Origin of the sequence: Streptomyces sp. NPDC048496 (genome assembly GCF_043200055.1) — a bacterium.
Taxonomy (GTDB): domain Bacteria; phylum Actinomycetota; class Actinomycetes; order Streptomycetales; family Streptomycetaceae; genus Streptomyces.
This window is the reverse complement of the sequence record NZ_JBICXB010000026.1, coordinates 1-20867: the sequence shown is the minus strand read 5'-3', so window position 1 is coordinate 20867 and position 20867 is coordinate 1. Positions and strand designations below refer to the sequence as shown.

Here is a 20867-nt window from a genome sequence, read left to right as displayed (position 1 = left end):
CGACAGAGACCTGCGGGGCTCCCATCACCGACTCTCGCCGTATGCCTCTCACCACACCCGCTCCGGGCCCTTCGTCCTCCGCGCGTGTCGCCGCCGCGGTCCGCCACGCCGTCGGCACCGGGCTGCTCGGCGAGGGCCGTCCCGTCGCCGGGTTCATCGACACCGACGGGGTGCGCGACTCGGTCGCCGCCCTCCATGGCGCGTTCACCGACACGCCCGCCACCGTGCTGCACACCTTCGCCACCAAGGCCGCGGCCCTCGTCCCCGTGCTGAGGCTGCTCGCCGACTGCGGCATGGGATGCGAGGTCGCCAGCCCCGGTGAGCTGAGGCTCGCCCTCGACGCCGGATTCGCACCCTCGACGATCGTCCTCGACTCCCCCGCCAAGACGCGCGACGAGATCCGTCAGGCGCTCGCGCTCGGTGTGGCACTCAATGCCGACAGCCTCGACGAGGTGCGGCGCATCGCCTCGCTGCGGCCCCGGAGCTCGGTCTCCGTCATCGGACTGCGCATCAACCCACAGGTGGGCGGAGGCTCCATCAGCGCGATGAGCACCGCGACGCCGACCTCCAAGTTCGGCGTGGCGCTGCACGATCCCGGCGCGCGCGAGAGTGTCGTCCGGGCGTTCGCCGAGCACTCCTGGCTGACCCGGCTGCATGCCCATGTCGGCTCCCAGGGCTGTTCGTTGGAGCTGATCGCGACCGGGGTCGCGGAGACGTACCGACTCGCCGAGGAGATCAACGAGACCCTCGGTGCCCGGCAGATCACCAGCATCGACCTCGGCGGCGGACTGCCGGTCAACTTCGAGGACGACTCCGTACGGCCCACCTTTTCCGCCTATGTGGCGGCGCTGCGCGAAGCGGCGCCGGGGCTCTTCGACGGCCGGTACGGGCTGGTCACGGAGTTCGGCCGGTCGCTGCTCGCGAAGAACGGCTTCATCGGGGCGCTGGTGGAGTACACGAAGGACGCGGGCTCCCGCCGTATCGCGCTCACTCACGCGGGCGCGCAGGTCGCCACCCGTACCGTTTTCATGCCCGAGTCCTGGCCGCTGCGGGTCGGGGCGTTCGACGCCGAGGGGCGCCCCAAGGACGGTCCGCCGCTGGTCCAGGACATCGCGGGACCGTGCTGTTTCGCCGGGGACGTCGTGGCGCACGCCCGGGAACTGCCGGAGCTGCGGGAGGGCGACTTCGTGGTGCTGTACGACACCGGCGCGTACTACTTCTCGACCCCCTGGTCCTACAACAGTCTGCCGAGGCCCGCCGTATACGGGTTCAGCACGGTCGGCGCCGGGAGCGACAGCTCGGGCGAGGAGGCCGTTCGATTCGCGCCGGTGCGTGACGCCCAGTCGCTGGAGTCGATCGCCGAGGAGAGCGGGGCGGGACACGCCGACTCCCTCCTCGGAATCGGCCCCCGGCACACGGAGTAGCCGTCCGGCCCTGACTCGTCATCCGGCGGGGTGGGGTGTGGGCTCCGGCTCCGGCACCGGTTCGGGGTTGGGCGACGGCGGCTGGGGAATCGGGTCCGGCGAAGGACCGGGCGGCACCGGACCGGGTACGGGCGGGGCGGGTGTCGGCTCCGGCAGCGGCGAGGGCGGTCCGGGCGGAGGTCCGGGCGTCGGCGCGGGCTGCACGGGGTCGGGATACGGGTTGGTCATCTCGGGCTCCAAAAGTGCGGGCGGATCTCCTGTCCACCGTCTCCCGGAGCAGCTGTCCGCGCCTGCCGAGAGCATACGTACGGGTTCCGTGCCACCGGACGAGAACCCGTACGGCGGCTCAGTGCGCTGCCACGGCCGCGGCAGCAAGCCCGGGCCGGGGACTGGAGAGGACCGGAATCCGCGTGACCGTCCGGGTGACGGCATCGGCCATGGACGCCTGGGCCAGCACGATCACATCGGCGTCCGTCACCCGGTCGGCGGCAGCGGCCACCAGCTCCAGATAGCCGTCGCGGTCGCCGGCTTCGAACCGCGCCCATGCCCCCTCGACCAGGACCGTACGGATGTCCGCGGCCCGATCACCCGCCTCCTCGGCCAGCAGGGCCAGGGTCGGTGCCAGGGTGTCCGCAAGCGCGGCAAGTACGACGACGCGGCCACGGCCTCGGCCGACGGCGTCTGCCGCCATCGGCCGGTCGACCCGCAGGACAGGGATGCCGAGCGCCGCCGCGGCGGACTCGGCAACCTCGCCGATCGTCGAACAGGTGCAGAGCACGGCGCTCGCACCTTCTGCGACGGCGCCCGCGAGCAGGGCCTGGATCTCCCCCTGCACCGCTTCGGGCCCCGCGTCCCGGGCCCGGGCAAGCAGATCCTCGTCCACGAGGTGGCGCAGGGCGAGACCGGGGTGATCGGCGTCGCGCAGCGCCTCGAAGACCGGGACGTGGGCCGGGGACGTGTGCAGAAGCGCGAGCGTCCCGGGCATCAGGACAGCTCCGGGTGGATCTTCAGCTGTTCCTTCGCCCGCTCCGCCAGCTCGGCCGGGGCCACGGGGGCCTGGTCGGGGTGGTTCTGGGCCCACTTCGCCGCGTACGGGCAGAGCAGGACGACAGGAACGCCCTCGCGGTCCGCCATGGCGTAGAACTCCTGGACCAGGGCTCCGGCGTAGCCCTTGCCCTGGTGCTCCGGTTCGACGACGGTGTGCACGGCGACGAGTGCCGCGGGGGCGCCGTCCATCACGAAGTACGCGATGCCTCCGGCGGCCACGTTGTCGACGAAGCCGAGCAGATTGCCGTTCTCCCGGTCGTCGAAGAATTCGAGCGCGGTGTTCTCCGCCATGACGGGATCTCCCTGGGACGGAACGGTCAGCTGGTGGCGGGCACGGCGTACGGGCTCCGCTCGGTGGCGGTGCCCGGCACCGGCGCGGAGGCGTCGGCGCCGAGCGCGACAATCCGGTTGTCCGCGTCGACGTGGACGATACTCGGGGTCAGCGTGCGGGCCTCGGCGTCGTCGACCTGCGCGTAGCTGATCAGGATCACGAGGTCGCCGGGGTGGACGAGGTGGGCGGCGGCGCCATTGATACCGATGACGCCGGAGCCGCGTTCGCCCTCGATGACGTACGTCTCCAGTCGGGCACCGTTGTCGATGTCGACGATGTGCACGAGCTCGCCGGGCAGAAGATCCGCGGCTTCCATGAGCGCGGCATCCACGGTGACGGAACCGACGTAGTGCAGGTCGGCCTGGGTCACGGTGGCACGGTGGATCTTCGACTTGAACACAGTACGCAACATTGGGGCACTCCCACAAGTAGGCTCCCTGCCTGCGTTTTTGCAGGTCAAGGGCTGTTTCGACACCCTACAACGAGTCGCATGTTCGGGCAGCTTTCCCCAGGTTTTTCAGGACTCATGCTGACCACTTGCTGACTTTTCTGATGCATCGTCAGGCGACGGGAGGAGGGCTTCACCCACTCTCGCGGACCCCACCGTGACGACGGCCCAAGCCTACGCAGCACCCTCCGAAGGACGTCCGTGATCACCGTCACTCGGACGGTCTGGACGGTAGTCAGGAGCGAAGGCGCTCGACCGGAAGTCGGGCCACGCGCCGCCATGGGTCAGCTGGCCCAGGCCCCTCGTATCCCGCCTCAAAGGAGGAGGCGCCCACAGCTCCATGAATCTGAGTGGCCGAAGCAGCGCGGCAACATAGCGGCGGATCGCCGGTTGGCCAAACCGGCGATTCTCATGACCATGGCTGTGGCTCGTCCGGTGACTCTTGGCGGTGACACAGGGCGGGTGTCAAGGACGTTTGGAATTCGGCCAGAGCAGAGCGCGAGCCCCTCTCTGTCAGCCTTGGGTGAGACGTTCCGCTTCGGCGGGTTAGCCTGAGAGGGCACGACAGGAGAATCGCCCTTTATGCCAAGCACTGAGCCCGTCGGGTCCGACCCGGCAGGTGATCGTGGACCTGGACGGTGTGCTCGTGCTGGCTCACTCCGAGAAGCAGGACGCCACCGCGACCTGGAAGAAAGACCTTCGGACACCATCCTCTGATGGAGTTCGTCGATCACGGAAGCGGTGGCAGCGGAGAGCCGGTGGCCGGCCTGCTCAGGCCCGGCAACGCAGGCAGCAACACCGCCGCCGACCACATCACCACCGCCCAACTCGCCCTGGAACAGCTGCCGAAGAAGTACCGGAGCGGACGTCAGACGCCGATCCGTACCGACTCCGCAGGCGGCACTCATGAGTTCGTCGCCTGGCTCGTGAAGAGGGGCCGGTGGCTGTCGTACTCGGTCGGCATGACCATCACCGACGCCATCCACGGGGCCGTCCTCAAGGCTCCGCCCGCCGCGTGGACGGTGGCCGTCGAGCCCGGCGGCGAGATCCGCGAGGGAGCCTGGGACGCCGAACTCGACGGCGACTGCCTCAAGGGCTGGCCGAAAGGGAATGCTGCTGATCGTCCGCAAGGAACGCCCGCACCCCGGAGCTCAGTTGCGGATCACCGACGCGGACGGCCTGCGACTGACCGCGTTTGCCACCCACACCACTGGCGTCCCCATCGCCGCACTCGAACTGCGGCACCGCCGGCGGGCACGCGCCGAGGACCGCATCCTGGCGGCCCGCGCCACCGGCCTGCGCAACCTGCCGCTGCACGACACCGCCCAGAACCGGATCTGGCTGGAGATCGTCCAGCTCGCCCTCGACCTGCTGGCCTGGATGCCCATGCTCGCCCTGACCGGCAAAACCCGTAGGTGGGAGCCCCGCCGACTGCGGCTACGGCTGTTCTCCGCCGCCGCCCAGCTCGTCACCACCGGCCGCCGTCGGCACCTGAGATTCGCACGCCACTGGCCCTGGACCGACGTGATCACCGACGCCCTGGCGCGACTCCACGCTCCCCCGAACCCCGGCTGACCAGTACGTTTCCGTCCCTGCGAGGCGCACCACCCCGACCGGAACCGTGGAACCCGGCGCCCACCCGACGCGACAGCCGGGCCATCAGCCTGACCACTACCAGCCCGAACAGCCGAAACGGCCCGCCGAAGAAACCGACGGACCGTCATGAAAGATCGAGGCTAGGGAGGTCTGGTCCAACTTCTGTGGTGAGGTGACGGTGAAAGCCACGAAAGAGGTAACGGGGTGACCGTGCTCGCCTGGCTCAACTCCTGCATGGCCACCAGGGGCACGTCCAAAACGGGTTGTTACTGGATCAGTTCGATGTGCGGGTGGTCCGGGGAGACCGGGCACGTGTGGAGTTGCAGGTTGTATCCCCGGGCGATGTCGAGCTTGGTGGGCTTCTGCGACGGGGACAGCGGGAGAGACGGCGTGAGGTTCGCCTGCTCTCCATTAGGGGCCCAGCTCTCGGTGTTCGCACTCCACTCGGAGCTGGCGATGGTCAGCAGCGGGTCTGCCTCGGTGCCGCATTCCTGGCAGCGCCGGGGCATGGGGTCGGTGAGACCCCACCGGGTCCAACCACCGACCTTCCAGCCGGGAGCGACGGACATATTGCTCAAGTAGAACTCATCCGGAGCGACCGCGTAGGAACTGTCCACCGTCGCTCCGGCCCCCTGCCACCTGGTCCAGTCGCGCAGCTCCTGTTGCAGCTCCTTGCTCAGCTCCAAGGGGTTGGGGTACTCGGTGATCTGCTCCGGTGCGAGCAGACACGGCTCTGGCAGGTAGCCGCGGAATTGCATCGCGGGCGGCTCGGGCGGCGCGTCGAGCACTTCGGTGATGTCGGCGGTGGACCGCCAGCGCAGCGCGGTCGTGGGGTTCGCTGGGTGGTCGAAGGGGCACCAAAGAATCTGGAGCAGATCGGCCTCGGGCTGCCCGGGCGGGCGCAGGTCGGGGATGTCGCGCACGTACAACTGGGCCATGGGCAGCATGGCGACGGGACCCTCGGGCCACGCGCGGCCGACCTTGATCCGCTTCGCGATCGCTGCTTCCTCGGGCGTGTACCGGGCGGCCAGGGGGAGGTTGGGATCGCTGTGCGGGCGGTCGGCCAGTTCCGCCCGGATGCGCCGCTCCCACCGGACGTCGTCCGGTGGGAGGGCCGGGTTCCGCCCGTCCCACACATGGGGTCCCGTGCAGTGGGGCCAGGGCTCGTCGGCGGGCCACAAGAGTGGTCCGCCGATGGAGCTGTCGTGCCCGGACGGAGCCCCGGGACGGGGATGCAGCCGAGTTGCCGTGCGCGCCAGCGGGGCAAGTTGAGGGAAGAGCGCGGTCACTTCGAGCGGCCGCGGCGGTGTGGTGATGCTCATACTTGCTCCCGATGGCGCGAACTACCGAAATCAGTTGCCGAGGTTGTAAGTCCCAGTATTCGTCTGGGTGTTGGGGATGTATTCGTCGTCGTCGAACACCGGATGAGACCATCCGTTCGCCCGCACTCGCGTACCGGTCATGCGGACCCCCACGGGGATCGCGCTGTCGGCGTTCTCGTAGACGGGCGTCACCTCATAGAAGATCGAGTCATTCGGCTGCTGTCTGAGAGCCTGTCGGGTGACCTTCGATCGGAAAGCGGACGCGGTCTGGTGCGTGCGATTCCAAGGCGCTGGAAGGTCCTCGGATGGGGTCTCCCCTGCTCGAACGAAGCTGAGAGCTTGGGGAAGGAGCTACTAGGGCATTTCGGCAACGCGGGAAGCGTGCGTGCCAGGGCGTGGCCGCCCGATCAGAGGTCACCCGACAGGCTCTGAACCGGGACACTGGACCTGGAGCCGCACCGGCGGCATGTGTCTGCGCGGTGCCGAGGTCACTTACACGCTCTATGACGCGAACGGCAAGCCCATCGGCACCGGCCTCATCGAGGTGAACTCCACACTTGCCACTTCCTACAAGTCACTGGAACTCAAGGAGACGATCACTGTCAAGCTGGTCAGGGTCACCGGTGACGTGCAGAGTCTCGTGGTGAAAATGCAGGTGAGCTGCGGCGCCGGGTGTACGACTCTGACGAAGCAGTCGTGGTACGGCGTCACCCCTCTCACGGTTGGCAAAGAGAACAGCGGAAGCACCAAGTACACCGGAGATGCCTTCGCGGCGAACACCACCCGTTCCTCGTTCCAGACCGGCTACAAGCTGTACGTGACGATGCCGGGCGCCACCCCGATCGACACGAGCGCCTCCTGGTCGAGCCCCGCCGACGGCAAGATCCGCTGTGACAAGGAACAGCCCAGGCTGCGCGGCTGCATCATTCCGACCGATGACCTTCCGGTGCTCAGCTACTCCCGGTCGCACGCGAAGTACGGGATCGTCGTGCCCATCTACGAAGAGATCATGAAGCGCCGGGGCACCGACATCCTGCACGCGGTCGAAGACTCAGGCGAACACCAACCGCGCCGCGACCTGCACGCCCTTCACCAACCTGTACCCGGGGACGACTGGCGCGGATAGTTGCGACGAGTTCCCGATGGCCAGCACGCGGGAAGGCGGTCAGAACGGTGACCTGTGCGCCGAGTTGTCTCCTCAGGTCGTGAACGGTGTTTGGTCCGCCCCGGCGACCTGGGCGAGTCGTCCGTCCACGGGCACGGAGACCTGCCTGCGGCTCCGCATCACCCAGCGGGCCAACAGCTCTGCGGGCGGAGTCCTCGGCTCGCTCCGCAAGTACCAGCGCCTCGTGACCGACGACCCTTTCCGTATCGAGTTCACCGCGTGAGGACCCCACCGTGCGTTGTACTCGGTACCGGACTCACCGACGCCGACAAGCCGATGCGGGCCCGCGACCTCTGCCAGGCCCTCGATCTGCCGATCCTCCCGAAGAACACCGAAGGCATCCGGTCCAAGCTGAAACGCCTGGTCACACTGGGCATCCTCACCGAACCCGAACCCGGCCTGTTCGCCCAGCCCCGCCCCTGACCACCGCCCCGCCCCGCTGACCAGCCCCCTCACCCAACCCCAAGCGCGAAACGGTCATAACCTCGCGTACTGCACTCTCAGTCAACAACTCCCCCATAGCCCTAATACTGCAACCGCATCTGGAGAATGTGGCCTCGGCGTTTGTAGTGGGAGCGACGGGCTCGGGCCTGGCTGCGTCGTCGGAAGCGTGACCAGTGCAGATGGTGCTCGTTGCTGTGGCAGTGGCGCGTGACGACGACGTGGCCCATCAACCGGCGGATCTCCGGGACGCTGAGGGGTATGAGGTCCTGCTCGTCGTCGAGAGTGCCCCTTTTGTGGCTTCTGCGGCGCGGATGGCGGTCAGGTAGGCGAGGGCGGCCATGGCCAGGGTGATGTGGCGGTACCAGGCCCGGTAGAGCCGCACCTGGTAGTGGTCCAGACCGCACTCTCCCTTCGCGGTCTGGAAGCACTCCTCTACCGCCCACCTCACGGCAGCCACTTTGACCAGGTCTTTCAGTCGGGAGATGACCGGGCCGTAGCAGACGTAGTAGGCGATCTCGCTCGGGTCGCTGACGCTGCGTCGGGCCAGTACCCAGTGCCCGAAGCCGTTCTCCCAGTACGGGCGGATCGCTGCACGCGCCCAGTCGTAAATCCGCTCACCGTGCGCGCCGGCCCCGCCGGAGATCCGTTTCCACCGCTGGCGGGGCAGCGCGGCGACCAGCTGGTCCACCCGCGCGTCCGCCCCGCGCGCGGCGATCACGGTGTCGTTGACCTTCGTGGCCAGCACGTGCGCGACCCGACGTTTCTCCAGCCACACTCGCAGGTGCTTGACCTGCCCGTATGCCTCGTCAGCGGTGACCCACGCGAACGGGACACCCGCGTCGATGGCGCGTTGCAGCATCCACTTGAAGTGCTCGTTCTTGGTCGCGAAGGGGACTCCGTCATCGATCCCGGCCGCGCGGCAGCGGTCACGGTCATCCGTCCAGGAGACAGGGATGTAGAGCTCGCGGTCGATCAACGCCCGCCCCCTGGAGGAGGCGTAGGCCAAGAATGTTCCGATCTGGCTGCTCTCCGTGCGGCCAGCTGTGCCCGTGTACTGACGCTGGACGCCGGCGGACTTGGTGCCCTTCTTCAGGAAGCCGATGTCATCGCCGATCAGCACCGCATCCTTGGCACCGATGGTCTCCACGACGAAGTCCCGCACATCGTCGCGGACCGCGTTCTCGTCCCAGTCGGAGTGGTTGAGCAGGCGCTGGACACCGTCGGGGCGCAACTGCCCGACCTGCTCCGACAGCGTCCACCCGTTCTTTTTCTCAAGCGGCGCGAGCAACCCGTTCAGGTAGTCCGACGCCCGCTCGCGGGGCTCCGACCTGCCGAAACGATGGTCGAACCGGGCATGGAACCCGGCTACCCCCTCGGACCACGACTCGACCTGCTCAGAGCCTGTCGGGTGACCTCTGATCGGGCGGCCACGCCCTTGTCCGAGGAGCACGAGACGACGCTGTGGAACTACCTGACGTACGCGGCGGCGTCGGTGATCAACGCGCCGGAGTTCGCGCTCCACAGCCCGGATTCCGTTCATAGAACGCCGATTTCCGGTCACAATCCGGTAAAGCCCGCTTCGCATCGCTTACCCCATGCATCCGGTCTGACAACATCACCGGAAGTCGGGGCAACGGTGACAACAGAGGCTTGGGGGAAGTCGGGTGACGACGCACGGGGGGCGTTTTGGGGTGCGTTCGGGGCGTGCCCCGCTCGTCCTGGCGAGGGCGCAGGCGCATCGCCCGCTGATCGCCGCTGCGCTCGTCACCGTCCTGCTGACCACGTCCGTGCTGGCGGCCCTGGCCGCCTACTCGACCGCGATCGGCGACGCGGCCCTGCGCCACTCGCTGGCCGAGCCGCGCAACGCCGCCGATGCCGCGCTGGTCGTCAGGGCCCAGGTGGCGGCCGATCGTCGCCGGGCCGCCGACACCGCCGTACGCGACGCAGCGCGCCGTACCTTCGACGGGCTGCCGGTGACCGTGCGGACGCTGGCGCGCTCCGGCCCGTACGCCCTGCCCGCAACCACCCGGCCCGGCGACAAGCCTGACCTCACGCACTTCGCGGCGCTCGACGCCACGCAGGTGCGGCTCAGCGAGGGGCGCCTGCCACGCGCGGGCACGCCGGACGTCGAGGTGGCGATACCCGGGACCGCTGCGCGGCGGCTGCGGCTGGCGCCGGGCGCCCGCCTCACCGTCACCGACCGGCTCGACGGGCCGCCCGTGCGGATCCTCGTCACCGGCGTGTACCGGCCCGCCGAGCCGGCCTCCCCCTACTGGCTGCTGGACGAACTGGGCGGTCGGGGCGTACGGACGTCCAGCTTCACCACCTACGGCCCCCTGCTGACGGCGCCCTCCGTCGTCACCGGCGGCCGAGTGAGCGACGGAGGGTCGGCGTGGCTCGCCTCCGCCGACTTCGCCCGCCTCACCGCCGACCGTATCGACGCCCTGCGCACCTCCGCGCGCACCGGGCCGGCCGCCCTGCTCAAGCTGCCCACCGGGGACGACAGCGAGGGCGGTACGGCCGGCGGGACGACCGCGAGCACCGCTCTCCCCCAGGTCCTCGACCGGGTCGAGCGCTCCCTGCTCGTCTCCCGCTCCACCCTCCTGATCGTCGCCCTCCAGCTCGCCCTGCTCGCGGCCTGCGCGCTGCTGCTCGTGGCCCGGCTGCTCGCCGCCGAACGCACCGGCGAGACCCAGCTGCTGCGCGCCCGCGGCGCCTCCCGCGCCGGCCTCGCCGGCCTCGCCGCCCGGGAGGCGCTACTGCTGGCCGCGCCCGCGCTGCTGATCGCCCCGCTGCTGGCAGGCCCGCTGATCCGGCTGCTGGCCGGGCAGGGGGCGCTGGCCCGGCTCGGACTGGAACTGGAGGTGCCGGCCGACGGAGGGTTCGGGGTGTGGCTGACGGCGGCCGGCGTGGCGCTGGGGTGCGCGCTGGCGGTGACCCTGCCGGCGGTCACGCCGACCGGGTTCCGCACGTCCCGCGCCCGCGCCCTGCCCGCTCCGCTGCGGGCCGGGGCGGACCTGGGGCTGGTGGCGGTGGCTGGGGTCGCCTACTGGCAGCTGGACCGCCGCACGTCGGGCGCGGTGAGCGCGGACACGACCGGCGCCCTGGGCATCGACCCGCTGCTGGTCGCCGCACCCGCCCTCGCGCTGCTGGCCGGCGCGGTTCTGACGCTGCGTCTGCTGCCGTCGGCCGCCCGGCTCGCCGAGCGCCGGGCGGCGGGCGGGCGGGGGCTTGCCGCGGCGCTGGCCGGCTGGCAGCTCAGCCGCCGCCCGGGGCGCGGCGCCGGTCCCGTACTGCTGCTCGTCCTGGCCGTCGCGCTCGGCGTACTGGCGATCGGCCAGGGCTCCTCCTGGGAGCGCTCGCAGGACGACCAGGCCGACTTTGCGGCGGGCGCGCCGGTGCGGATCCTGGCCAACGGCGGCAGCGAGCTCGGCCGCACGCAGGATTACGCGGCCGTGCCCCACGTGCGCGAGGCCGTCCCCGCCGTGCGGACGACCCTGCCGCTGTCCGGCGGGCGCACGGCGACGGTGCTGGCGCTGGACACCGCGCACGCGGCGGACACCGTCCTGCTGCGCCCCGACCTGGCGCCCGCCCCGATAAAGCGGCTGCTGGCGGGGCTGGGTCCGTCGGGTGAGTCGGCGGGCGCGCGCGTGCCCGCCGGGGCAACCCGGCTGACGCTGACGGCGACCCTGCTCCGTTCGGTGCGGGGCACGGAGAGCGCGGCGACCGTGACCCAGACGCTGGAGGACGACCACGGCGTCCCCTACCCGTTGCCGTCCGGCAACCTCCCCGTCGACGGGCGCCCGCACACACTGTCTGTCGAACTGCCGAGCGACCACGGACCGTTGACGCTCACCGGGGTACAGCTCGTGCTGCCCGTGCCGTCCTCCCACGCCGAACAGCACACCCTGACCCTCGACGCCCTGACCGCGACAACCGCCGTCGGCACGGCACAACGGGTGCCCCTGCCGGCGTCCTGGACGGCGGCCTCCGGCACCGACGAGCAGGACTCGGACAACCCCAGAACCTCGCCGACCCGCCCGCGCGTCCGCCCCGCCGCGCACCCGACCGTGGTGTACGGCACGGGCTACGTCCCGTCCTACCAGCCCTGGCTCAGTCCGTCACTGACGCTGCGCATGCAGGTGGCACAGCCCAAGACCACCGCGGTGGCCGCTCTCGCCACCGACCGCTTCCTCGCCTCCGCCGGTGCCCGCCCCGGTCAGACGATGGACTTCGACTTCGAGGGACAGAACGTGCCCGTGCGGATCGTGCGCGCCGTACGGCAGCTGCCGACGGCCCAGGGCGGGGAGGGAGACGACGACGGCGGCGCCGTGCTCGTCGATCTGCACGCCGTGAACCGGGCCCTCCAGGCCCGCTACGGGGCCGCCCTCGCGCCCACCGAGTGGTGGCTGCGGCCGGACTCGCCCTCGGACAGCGCGGGCATCGCCACCGCTCTGCGCGCCCGGCCCGACCTCGATCCGGGGCAGATCGTCGTGCGCGACGAGATCGCCGCCGAGCTGCGCGACGACCCGTTCGGGGCGGGCCCGGAGGCCGCGTTCACCGCAGCGGCCGGGGCGGCGGCGGTGCTGGCCGCGCTCGGGTTCGCGGTGAGCGCGGCCGGGGCACTGCGGGAGCGGAACGCCGAGTTCGCGATCCTGCGTGCCCTGGGCGCCCCACGCCGCCGGCTGGCCCGTGCCGTCGCCGCCGAGCACGGCGTCCTGGTCGCGCTGGCGCTGGCCGTGGGCACCGGCCTGGGCGTCGCCCTGACCCGCACGGTGCTGCCGCTCATCGTCCTGACCGGCGAGGCCACCCGCCCGGTGCCGGATCTGCTGGTGGAACTGCCACCGCTGCAGGTGGCCACCCTGCTGGCGGCAGTTGCCTCCGTCCCGGTCGTCGTCGTGGCGCTGCTGGCGGCGCGACAGGCCGATCCGGTGCAGGTGCTGCGGGAGGGGGAGTGACATGGTGATCCCGTTCAGGCGTGTGGAACGTGCCGCCGCCCCCTGGGTCCGCACCCGTCTGCGGTCGGCCCCCGGTCCCGCTCTCGCCCTCGCGCTGCTGGTGGCGGTGACCGCCTGCCTGGCCTCCGCGTTCCCGCGCGCGCTGGAGCGGTACGAGGACGCGGGCCTGCGCCGCTCCGTCGAACAGGTGTCCCACTTCCGAAGTGTCGTCCGTCTGTCCGCCCCGGCGCCCCTGCCGTACCTGCCGCAGGACCAGCGCGAGCAAGCACTGCGCCCCGCCACCGTGAAGCGCGAGTACGACAGCATCCTCGGCACGGTCCGGCGCCCCTTCGTCACCGACCCCAGCCAGTCGTCGTACGGCGTGACCACTTCCGTCAACCAGGCGGTGCCCGACCCCTGGCTGCCCCGGCCGAGCGGGCTGCCCGCCCAGGTCGCCCTCGTCGCGCAGGCGGGCCTGGCCGACCACGCCCGGCTGAGCGAGGGCCGTCTGCCACGCGCGTCCGGCACGGTCACCGCGACGACGCCCGAGGTGGAGGCGGCGGTCAGCGCGGACACCGCCAAGAGCCTGCGCATCAAGGTGGGGTCAGTCCTGCACGTCCCCGGCGCGGGTCGGGACGCGCTCGCCGTCCGGGTCACCGGCATCGTCGCCCCGCGCGACCGGGACGGCGCCTACTGGGCGACGGACACCCTGCTGCGCACGCCCGTGCTGGCGCGGGTATCGCCCGTCGACCCGGAGTCGCCCCGGTACTGGCTCGGCGCCCTGCTGCTGCCGTCCGAGGCCGCCCCCGCGCTCCTGGGCACCGAGGGGCGGCCCTACCGCTACTGGCGGCTGGCCCCCGACCCGAACACCTTGCACCACCGTGACCTGGGCGCGCTCAAGTCCGCGCTCGCCGCCCTGGTGTCGGGCCCCAGCCTCCAGCAGGTGCGCACGGCCACCGACCCCCTCACGGACGCCGACACCGACCTCGACGACGTGCTCGCCTCCTACTCCCGCCTGCACTCCGGCGTCTCTGCGCTGATCTCGGTCGCCGCGTTCGGCAGCGGTACGGTCGCCGCCGTCGTCCTGGCGATGGCGGGCGGCCTGACCGCCGAGCGCCGTCGCACCGAACTGGCCCTGCTGCGCGCCCGCGGCGCCTCGCTGCCGGGCCTCGCCGCCCGCCTGCTCGCGGAGACGGCGGTGGTCGCCGTCCCGGCCGGGGCGCTCGGCCTGGCCGTGGCGGTGTGGGCCCTCCCCGGCGCCCGGGCCCTGCCCGCCGTGCTGGCCGCCCTCGCGGTCACGGTCGTCGCCTGCGTCGCCCTCCCCCTGCGCGCGGCGGTCGCCCACCGGCTCGTCCGCATCCCCGCGCTCCGCCAGGACGTGACGTCCGTACGACCGTCCCGGCGACGTACGGTCGCGGAGGTGACGCTGGTGGCGGTGGCCGCCGGCGCGGTGGTGACCCTGCGCCGGCAGGGCACGTCCGGCGGGTCCGGCGATCAGCTGATCTCGGCGGCGCCCGTGTTGGTGGGGGTGATCGCCGCACTGCTGCTGGTCCGCCTCTACCCCCTGCCCCTGCGTGGCATGGCCGGCCCGGCCGGGCGGCTGCGCGGTGTGGTGAGCCATCTGTCCCTGGCCCGGGCCGGCCGCAGTTCCGCGTCCGCGGTGCTGCCGCTGCTCGCCCTGCTCACCGCCCTCACGACGGCCTCGTTCGGTGGCTCGGTCCTGGCGGGCATCGGCGAGGCCCGGGACCACTCGGCGCTCCTCGCGGTCGGGGCCGACGGCCGGCTGGAGTCGATGGTGGACTCCCTGCCCGCAGGGCTGACCGACCGAGTGCGCCGGGTCTCCGGCGTGCGGGACGTGGCGGCGGTGAGCGTCGCATACCGGGCGACGCCGAACGACGGGCGCCATGCGGTGCCAGTGGTGGGCGTGGATCCCGGCGGCTACGCGAAGCTGACGAGGCGGACGGGGCTCGGTGCTTTCTCCGAAGGAGTGTTGAAGAAGGGCCGGGGCGACCTGGGGGCCGCCGCCGTGGCCTCCCCGAGCGTGGCAAACGCCCACGGCTCGGCTCCGTTCCCCGTCAGCATGGAGGACGGCAGCAGTGTCACCGTCCGCATCGTCCTCGTCCGGGACATCACTCCGGCCGTGATGGGCGCCGACTTCCTGGTGGTGGACCGTGCCGGCCTCAGCGCCATGGCGGCCAGGCCGACGGCGCTGCTGGTGACGGGCTCGGAAGCGGACGGCCGTGGCCTGCGCGAGGCGGCCGGGGACGCGGTGTCGGTCCGCCTCCGCGCCGACGAGAGGGCCCGGTATGTCGACTCCCCCCTCCAGTCCGGCGTGGAACACCTCTACACGGCGGCGGTGGCGGCAGGCGCCGGCTACGCCGTGCTCGCGCTGCTCCTGTCACTCCTGCGCGCCGCTCCCGAGCGCATCGCGCTGCTCTCCCGCCTCCGCACCATGGGCCTCACCCGTCCGCAGGGCCGCCGCCTGCTCGTCCTGGAGGCCCTGCCCCAGGCCGTGCTCGCCGCGGTGGGTGGCGTCCTGACCGGCTGGACCGCGATCCGCCTGCTCTCCCCCGGCATGGACCTGACCGCAGTGGCCCTACCGCCCTCGGTCGCTCCCCTGAAGCAGACCCCGCTGCACACCGACGCCTGGTCGCTGACGGTGCCGGCGCTGGCCGTGGTGGCGGTGACGGTGGGAATCGCCGGCGTACAGGCGTGGTGGGCGGGGAGGAGAGGAGCGGTGCGGGAGTTGAGAGCAGGTGACACGAGGTGAGAAGGGCAGCGCACCCCGTCCCCGGCGGCCCCGGCAAAAGAGCCCGGCGGCCTCGGCGCCAGCCCCTGGGGTCTCCGGCGCCGGCGGTCACGGCGCCAGACCCCAGGGGCTCCGGCGACTCCGGCCCCTGACCCCGGCGGACTCGGCCCCCACCCTGGCGGCCCTCGCCCGCACGCGGCAGCCCCGGCGCGCACCCGGTCGGCCGCGCCCCCATTGACCAAGGAGCCCGATGACGACGAATCCCACCCTCGCCGAGCTGGCCGACAAGGCGACCGCCACCCGCGCTCGGCCCGCCTACGGCCACGACGCCCTCATCACCTGCGACCGTCTGGTCCGTATCTTCTCGGCGGACGGCGTGGAGGTGCAGGCCCTCCAGGGCCTCGACCTGCTCGTCCGCGACGGCGAACTCATGGCCCTGGTGGGCGCCTCGGGCAGCGGCAAGTCCACCCTGATGAACATCCTGGCCGGCCTGGACACCCCTACCGCCGGGGCGGCCCGGGTGGCCGGCCACGACCTGCTGGCCATGACCGCGAAGGACCGCCTGCACTACCGGCGCAAGGTGGTCGGCTTTATCTGGCAGCAGACCTCCCGCAACCTGCTGCCGTATCTCACCGCGGTCCAGAACGTCGCCCTGCCCCTCCAGCTGGCGGGCGGGCGACGCCGCTCCCGGGCCCGCGCCGAACGCGCCCTGGAACTGATGGAGTTGCTCCAGGTCGCCGACTGCCGGGACCGCCGCCCGCATGAGATGTCCGGCGGTCAGCAGCAGCGGGTCGCGATCGCCGTGGCCCTCGCCTGCGACCCGGCGGTGCTGCTCGCCGACGAACCCACTGGCGAGCTCGACTCCCACACCGCCCAGCAGATCTTCGCCGCTTTCCGCACGGCGAACAAGGAGCTGGGCACCACCATCGTCATCGTCACCCATGACCGCGCCGTGGCCACCGAGGTCCGCCGCACGGTCGCCATCCGCGACGGCCGCACCTCCACGGAGGTCCTGCGCCGCAGCGAGGTCGACGAGACCACCGGCCACGAGACGCTGGTGGCCCGCGAGTACGCGATGCTCGACCGGGCCGGCCGCCTCCAGCTGCCCGCCGAGTACACGAGGGCACTGGGCATGCGCGACCGGGTGGCGCTGGATCTGGAGGAGGACCACATCACCGTATCGCCGGACGACAGCGGGCACAGCTGATCACCGGCCGTAACCGAACAGCAGGTGCGCGGGCCGCTCGCCACATCAACGCGCCTTGGCGGCCAGGTCGACGGTGAACCCGTCGGTCTTGACCAGCGCGTCGTCCTCTCCGCCCCCGGCCGTACGACTTGTGGACGTTCTCGACGCGCACCATGGTCCCCGTGACGACCTGGGCATCGGCACCGGAGCAGGCCGACGCCCGGCATGCGGTGGTCGTCCTCCGCGATGCCGGGCCGGCCGGGCTGTCCGGTGCTACGAGATACGCAGTGCTTCGGTGGGCTGCATCCGGGCCGCGCGGAGCGCCGGGAGCAGTCCCGCGATCGCTCCGATCGCGACGGCCGCACCGAGTCCTCCTCCCCAGGCCAGCGTCGGTACGACCGTGGCCCAGCCCTTGACCTGGGCGAAGACCGCGGTGGAGACGACTCCCAGCGCCACCCCCACCACTCCGCCGAGTGCGGCGAGCAGCACCGCCTCGGACAGGAACTGGATACGGATGTTCCCCTTGGTGGCGCCGAGCGCCCGTCGGAGCCCGATCTCGGACCGTCGTTCGAGCACGGAGATCACCATGGTGTTGGCGACTCCGACGCCGCCGACGAGCAGGGCCACGGCCCCCAGCCCCAGGAACAGCCCGTTCAGCGCGGACTTGGTCGCGGCCCGGGCCACCAGCGCGGCCGAGGGCTTGCTGACGCTGACCTGATCGGGGTTCTGCGGGTTGGCCGTCGCGGCCAGCACCCCCTGGACGTCCGCGACCTGGTCGGTGTCGGCCCGCACATAGACCGTGGACGGGTGGCCGTCGAAGTGCAGATACTTCTGCGCCGCCGGATAGCCGACCAGGACCGAGGCGTCGAGCTCGGGGGTCAGGGTCGCGGAGTTGAGGATCCCCACGATGTAGAACCACTGTCCGCCGACCCAGATGCGTGCACCCGGGTGGATCTCGGCGATGCCGAGGCGGCTGGCTGCCGCCGAACCGAGCACGGCCACGGGCTGCTTGGCGGTGGCGGCGTTGAGGTACCTACCCCGGGCGACGGTGGTGCGTACCGCGTCAGGCAGATCCAGACTCGTCGCGTTGACCGTGATCGAGTTGGTGTTGATGCTCGGGATGTGCGGGCTGCGATAGGCCATGGCATCGGTCTTGCCGGTGCTCTGGACCGTCTCGACCGTGCCGATCCGGGAGATCATCGACGGTGCCTCGACGGGGAGTTCGGCGTCCCCGCCGCCGAGCTGCTGCCCCGGGCTGACCTTCAGCAGGTTGGTGCCGAGCTTGTCGATCTCGGCCAGCAGACCCGCCTGGGACGAGGCGGACAGGCCCAGGACCGCCACCATCGCCGCGACTCCGATGGCGATACCGAGCGCCGACAGCGCGGCCCTCATCCGCCTGGTGCGCAGCCCCACACTGGCCGTACGAGCCAGGTCGGCCGGGTACAGCAGGCCGGGAGCCGAAGTCGTCATGGCAGATGCCTTTCGGTGGACAGGGGCTGATCCGCCGAGCTGACGTCGACGACGATCTGACCGTCGAGGACCTCGATGCGGCGTGGCAGTTGTGCAGCCAGATCACGGTCGTGGGTGATGATGACGATCGTGGCGCCCTCGGCGTTGAGCTCCTTGAGCAGCTCGAAGATCGCCGCTCCGGAGACACTGTCGAGGTTGCCGGTGGGTTCGTCGGCCAGCACGATCGCCGGGTTGCCGGCCGGTGCGCGGGCAATGGCGACCCGCTGCCTCTCGCCTCCGGAGAGTTCCTGCGGGCGGTGACGGATCCGGTGACCGAGCCCGACCCGGGTCAGCGCCGCGGCCGCGGCGTCCAGCCGGACGCCGCGCCGGGTGCCCGAATACAGCATGCCGTCGGCGACGTTCTCCAGCGCGGTGGCGTGCTGGGCCAGGAAGAACTGCTGGAAGACGAAGCCGATCCGGGTGGCCCGCAGTCCGGCCAGGGCCCGGTCCGACATCTTGGCGACGTCCTCGCCGACGATCCGGACCGTCCCCGAGGTGGGACGGTCCAGCGTGCCCATGACCTGCAACAGCGTCGACCGTCCCGAACCCGACGGGCCCACGATCGTCACCAGTTCGCCCTGGCGGATGGTGAAGCTCGCCTTGTCCAGCGCCACCACCGGTGTGGCGCCGGGGTAGACCTTCGTGACCTCGTCCAGCTGCAGCACCGGCGTACCGGTCTGCTGGACCGTGGCCACCCGCGTCTCTGCCTCGACGTCTGTCATGAGGACGGCACCACAATTCTCTGGTCGACTTCGAGGCCGCTGCCGGTCACCTCGACCTGGCCGGCACTGTCGTCGAACAGCCCCGTCTTCACCGCGACCAGACGGTGCTCGCCACCGGGGTCGACCACCTCGACGGCGTACCCTCCGCCGGCCGTGGCCAGCAGCGCGTTCACGGGCACGGAGAGCACGTCCTCGACCGTGTCGGAGACGATGGCGACCTGCACCGGCGCCTGGTCGAGCTCACCGGTCACCTTCGGGTTCGAGGGTTTGATCTGGACGTCGATGGTCGTTTTGTCGTTCTCCTTCGTGGCCACCTTCCCCACCGACGAGACCACACCCGGTGTGGCCTTCCCGTTGGGCAGCGTGATGGTCACCTTGTCGCCGACCGCGACATCGGCCTGCTGGTTCGCGTTGAGGGCGACCGTGACCTGCCGGTCGGTCGAGGAGGCCTGCATGAACGCTCCGCCACTCGCCGCCTTGTCCCCGGTCACCGCGTTGACCTTGGTGATCCTGATCTCCTTGGCGGGAAGGAACACCACCTGACCGAGCGGGACGGCGCACAGGGCGCCCAGGCAGTGACGGCCCGAGGAGTGGCATCGTGTTCTCTGATGTGGGCCTGCTGGAACTGGTCACGCTCGTGGTCCTCGCAGTCCTCCTCTTCGGCCCGGACAAGCTGCCGGAGGTCATCCAGAACGTGTCGGGGTTCATCCGGAAGTTCCGGGAGTTCTCCGAGAACGCGAAACAGGAGATCCGGTCCGAACTGGGCCCGGAGTTCGGGGACTTCGATTTCGAGGACCTGAATCCCAAGGCATTCGTACGCAAGCATGTCCTGGACGGCAATGGCTTGGGGCTCGACGAGATCCGCAGTGCTCTCGACCCGAGGCAGGAGCTGGCGGAGGTCGCGGACGCCGTACGCGGCGCAGCCGATGGCGCGGCGGTGCGCGGTTCGTCGGCGGAACCCGCCCTGCACAAGGCTGTGACGAGCCCAGTCTCGCTGAGGAAGGGCGAGGACGCGGCGCCGACCGGGCGCCCGTCGTTCGATCCCGATGCCACCTGAACCGCAGCGGTGGCGGGGACGCGGCGCCCGCCTGAATGCTGAGCTACTCCGTCCCGGTGGAGTCGGGACCCACGAAGTCCGGGCTACTGAAGTTCGGGCTCGCGTAGCCAGGAGAGGTGAAGTCCCGGTTCGAGGAGGGATTCGGATGGCCGCTCGTGCTGTCGGTTGTGCCCGCTGAGCGGGGGAAGGCGGGGGGCGTGGGCGGCGGGAGCTGTCTCCGGTCCGCGATTCCTCGAGTTGGCGGTGCAGGAACGGCACCATCCCGTGATCCAACAGCGTCTGTTGCCACTGTGCGCGGGCTCGTGCCACCTCGGGATGCTCATCACGGGCGGGAGCGTCGTACGGGGCCGAGCGGTTGCGTGCCGCCGTCACAAGTACGCCGACGATGCCGACGAGCGCGGCCGTTGCCGCGACGAGCTAGTGCTGCAACCGCATCTGGGGGTTGTGGCCTCTGCGTTTGCAGTGGGAGCGGCGGGCTCTGGCCTGGCTGCGTCTGCGTCTGCGTCTGCGGAAGCGTGACCAGTGCAGGTGGTGTTCGTTGGTGTGGTGGCGGGGTGTGATGACGAGGCGCCCGATCAACCGGCGGATCTCCGGGACGCTGAGGGGTATGAGGTCGTGTTCGTCGTCCGCAGTGCCCCTTTTGCGGCTTCTGTGGCACGGACAGCTCGACCTGGGGATAGCCGCCGTGCGGACACCGTCCCAGCCAGCCCCGGTTGCGCTCGCTGTCCGGCACCTTGATCGAGCTGCATCCGTCGAACGACACCGTCCGATACGGGCCGAACCGCACGCCGGGCGTAGTCGGCCGGGCCAACGGTCCGGCCAGTACCTCGAACACCGCCCGCACCGGCGCGCTGCCGAGTCTGCGGCGCAGGTCACGTAGCGCTTTCGTGCTCGGGCAGACGACAGGCATCCCCGACAGGCCGGCGGTCA

18 protein-coding genes and 2 pseudogenes are annotated in these 20867 nt (G+C 71.2%); 11 read left to right on the top strand and 9 right to left on the bottom strand.

Annotated features, from left to right (window positions below):
• Nucleotides 1-41 precede the first annotated feature (41 nt).
• Complete coding sequence (locus tag ACGFSA_RS22315) at nucleotides 42-1424, top strand: diaminopimelate decarboxylase (protein WP_393306757.1); 1383 nt, start codon at nucleotides 42-44, stop codon at nucleotides 1422-1424.
• Nucleotides 1425-1770: 346 nt separating this feature from the next.
• Here the strand turns inward: ACGFSA_RS22315 and ACGFSA_RS22310 are convergent, their stop codons facing one another.
• From ACGFSA_RS22310 to panD, 3 genes are read right to left on the bottom strand one after another with little or no spacing between them, the layout of a single operon-like run.
• On the bottom strand, nucleotides 1771-2409 hold the full coding sequence (locus ACGFSA_RS22310) for an aspartate/glutamate racemase family protein (protein ID WP_393306755.1): 639 nt from the start codon (nucleotides 2407-2409) through the stop codon (nucleotides 1771-1773).
• The gene (locus tag ACGFSA_RS22305) at nucleotides 2409-2762 is read right to left on the bottom strand and encodes a GNAT family N-acetyltransferase (protein ID WP_393306752.1); all 354 of its coding nucleotides are present in this window, start codon (nucleotides 2760-2762) and stop codon (nucleotides 2409-2411) included. Before ACGFSA_RS22305 ends, ACGFSA_RS22310 begins: the two co-directional genes overlap by 1 nt.
• Nucleotides 2763-2788: 26 nt before the next feature.
• A complete protein-coding gene (panD, locus tag ACGFSA_RS22300) occupies nucleotides 2789-3214 on the bottom strand; it encodes an aspartate 1-decarboxylase (protein WP_393306750.1) in 426 nt (141 codons plus the stop codon).
• A 652-nt stretch (nucleotides 3215-3866) separates the two neighbouring features.
• On the opposite strand from panD, the pseudogene ACGFSA_RS22295 reads away from it, so the two are divergent.
• Nucleotides 3867-4825, top strand: a pseudogene (locus ACGFSA_RS22295) (IS1380 family transposase); the annotation flags it as partial.
• Nucleotides 4826-5112: 287 nt separating this feature from the next.
• Here ACGFSA_RS22295 and ACGFSA_RS22290 read toward each other — a convergent pair.
• Both ACGFSA_RS22290 and ACGFSA_RS22285 read right to left on the bottom strand, forming a co-directional pair.
• Entirely contained in the window at nucleotides 5113-6168 is a 1056-nt protein-coding gene (locus ACGFSA_RS22290) for a hypothetical protein (protein ID WP_393306748.1), read from the bottom strand.
• Between the two features lie 30 nt (nucleotides 6169-6198).
• Nucleotides 6199-6360, bottom strand: a complete 162-nt coding sequence (locus ACGFSA_RS22285) for a hypothetical protein (RefSeq protein WP_393306746.1) — start codon at nucleotides 6358-6360, stop codon at nucleotides 6199-6201.
• A gap of 274 nt (nucleotides 6361-6634) precedes the next feature.
• Between ACGFSA_RS22285 and ACGFSA_RS22280 the strand changes: the two genes are divergently transcribed.
• The 3 genes from ACGFSA_RS22280 to ACGFSA_RS22270 are packed head-to-tail and all read left to right on the top strand — an operon-like array spanning nucleotide 6635 to nucleotide 7756.
• Nucleotides 6635-7294: a hypothetical protein gene (locus ACGFSA_RS22280; RefSeq protein WP_393306744.1), complete on the top strand. Its 660-nt coding sequence runs from the start codon at nucleotides 6635-6637 to the stop codon at nucleotides 7292-7294.
• A 16-nt stretch (nucleotides 7295-7310) separates the two neighbouring features.
• Nucleotides 7311-7556: a hypothetical protein gene (locus ACGFSA_RS22275; protein ID WP_393306742.1), complete on the top strand. Its 246-nt coding sequence runs from the start codon at nucleotides 7311-7313 to the stop codon at nucleotides 7554-7556.
• The gene (locus tag ACGFSA_RS22270) at nucleotides 7553-7756 is read left to right on the top strand and encodes a hypothetical protein (protein WP_393306740.1); all 204 of its coding nucleotides are present in this window, start codon (nucleotides 7553-7555) and stop codon (nucleotides 7754-7756) included. The genes ACGFSA_RS22275 and ACGFSA_RS22270 overlap by 4 nt, the downstream gene beginning before the upstream one ends.
• 247 nt (nucleotides 7757-8003) lie before the next feature.
• On the opposite strand, the gene ACGFSA_RS22265 is transcribed toward ACGFSA_RS22270, so the two are convergent.
• Nucleotides 8004-9197: an IS701 family transposase gene (locus ACGFSA_RS22265; RefSeq protein WP_393306888.1), complete on the bottom strand. Its 1194-nt coding sequence runs from the start codon at nucleotides 9195-9197 to the stop codon at nucleotides 8004-8006.
• Between the two features lie 15 nt (nucleotides 9198-9212).
• Here ACGFSA_RS22265 and ACGFSA_RS22260 point away from each other — a divergent pair.
• The 4 genes and pseudogenes from ACGFSA_RS22260 to ACGFSA_RS22245 all read left to right on the top strand — a co-directional run.
• Nucleotides 9213-9284, top strand: a pseudogene (locus ACGFSA_RS22260) (globin); the annotation flags it as partial.
• Between the two features lie 184 nt (nucleotides 9285-9468).
• Entirely contained in the window at nucleotides 9469-12735 is a 3267-nt protein-coding gene (locus tag ACGFSA_RS22255; protein ID WP_393306738.1) for an FtsX-like permease family protein, read from the top strand.
• 1 nt (nucleotide 12736) lies between these two features.
• A complete protein-coding gene (locus ACGFSA_RS22250; protein ID WP_393306736.1) occupies nucleotides 12737-15484 on the top strand; it encodes an FtsX-like permease family protein in 2748 nt (915 codons plus the stop codon).
• Nucleotides 15485-15713: 229 nt separating this feature from the next.
• A complete protein-coding gene (locus tag ACGFSA_RS22245) occupies nucleotides 15714-16670 on the top strand; it encodes an ABC transporter ATP-binding protein (RefSeq protein ID WP_393306734.1) in 957 nt (318 codons plus the stop codon).
• A 252-nt stretch (nucleotides 16671-16922) separates the two neighbouring features.
• Here ACGFSA_RS22245 and ACGFSA_RS22240 read toward each other — a convergent pair whose 3' ends face one another.
• From ACGFSA_RS22240 to ACGFSA_RS22230, 3 genes are read right to left on the bottom strand one after another with little or no spacing between them, the layout of a single operon-like run.
• On the bottom strand, nucleotides 16923-18119 hold the full coding sequence (locus ACGFSA_RS22240) for an ABC transporter permease (protein ID WP_393306732.1): 1197 nt from the start codon (nucleotides 18117-18119) through the stop codon (nucleotides 16923-16925).
• Nucleotides 18116-18880, bottom strand: a complete 765-nt coding sequence (locus tag ACGFSA_RS22235; RefSeq protein ID WP_393306730.1) for an ABC transporter ATP-binding protein — start codon at nucleotides 18878-18880, stop codon at nucleotides 18116-18118. Before ACGFSA_RS22235 ends, ACGFSA_RS22240 begins: the two co-directional genes overlap by 4 nt.
• Nucleotides 18877-19419 carry a hypothetical protein gene (locus ACGFSA_RS22230; protein WP_393306728.1) on the bottom strand — a complete coding sequence of 181 codons (543 nt, stop codon included), beginning with the start codon at nucleotides 19417-19419 and terminating at the stop codon, nucleotides 18877-18879. Before ACGFSA_RS22230 ends, ACGFSA_RS22235 begins: the two co-directional genes overlap by 4 nt.
• 59 nt (nucleotides 19420-19478) lie before the next feature.
• On the opposite strand from ACGFSA_RS22230, the gene ACGFSA_RS22225 reads away from it, so the two are divergent.
• Both ACGFSA_RS22225 and ACGFSA_RS22220 read left to right on the top strand, forming a co-directional pair.
• Nucleotides 19479-19937, top strand: a complete 459-nt coding sequence (locus ACGFSA_RS22225) for a sec-independent translocase (protein ID WP_393306726.1) — start codon at nucleotides 19479-19481, stop codon at nucleotides 19935-19937.
• A 713-nt stretch (nucleotides 19938-20650) separates the two neighbouring features.
• Nucleotides 20651-20867 (top strand): hypothetical protein (locus tag ACGFSA_RS22220; RefSeq protein WP_393306724.1); only part of this gene is annotated, 217 nt, incomplete at its 3' end.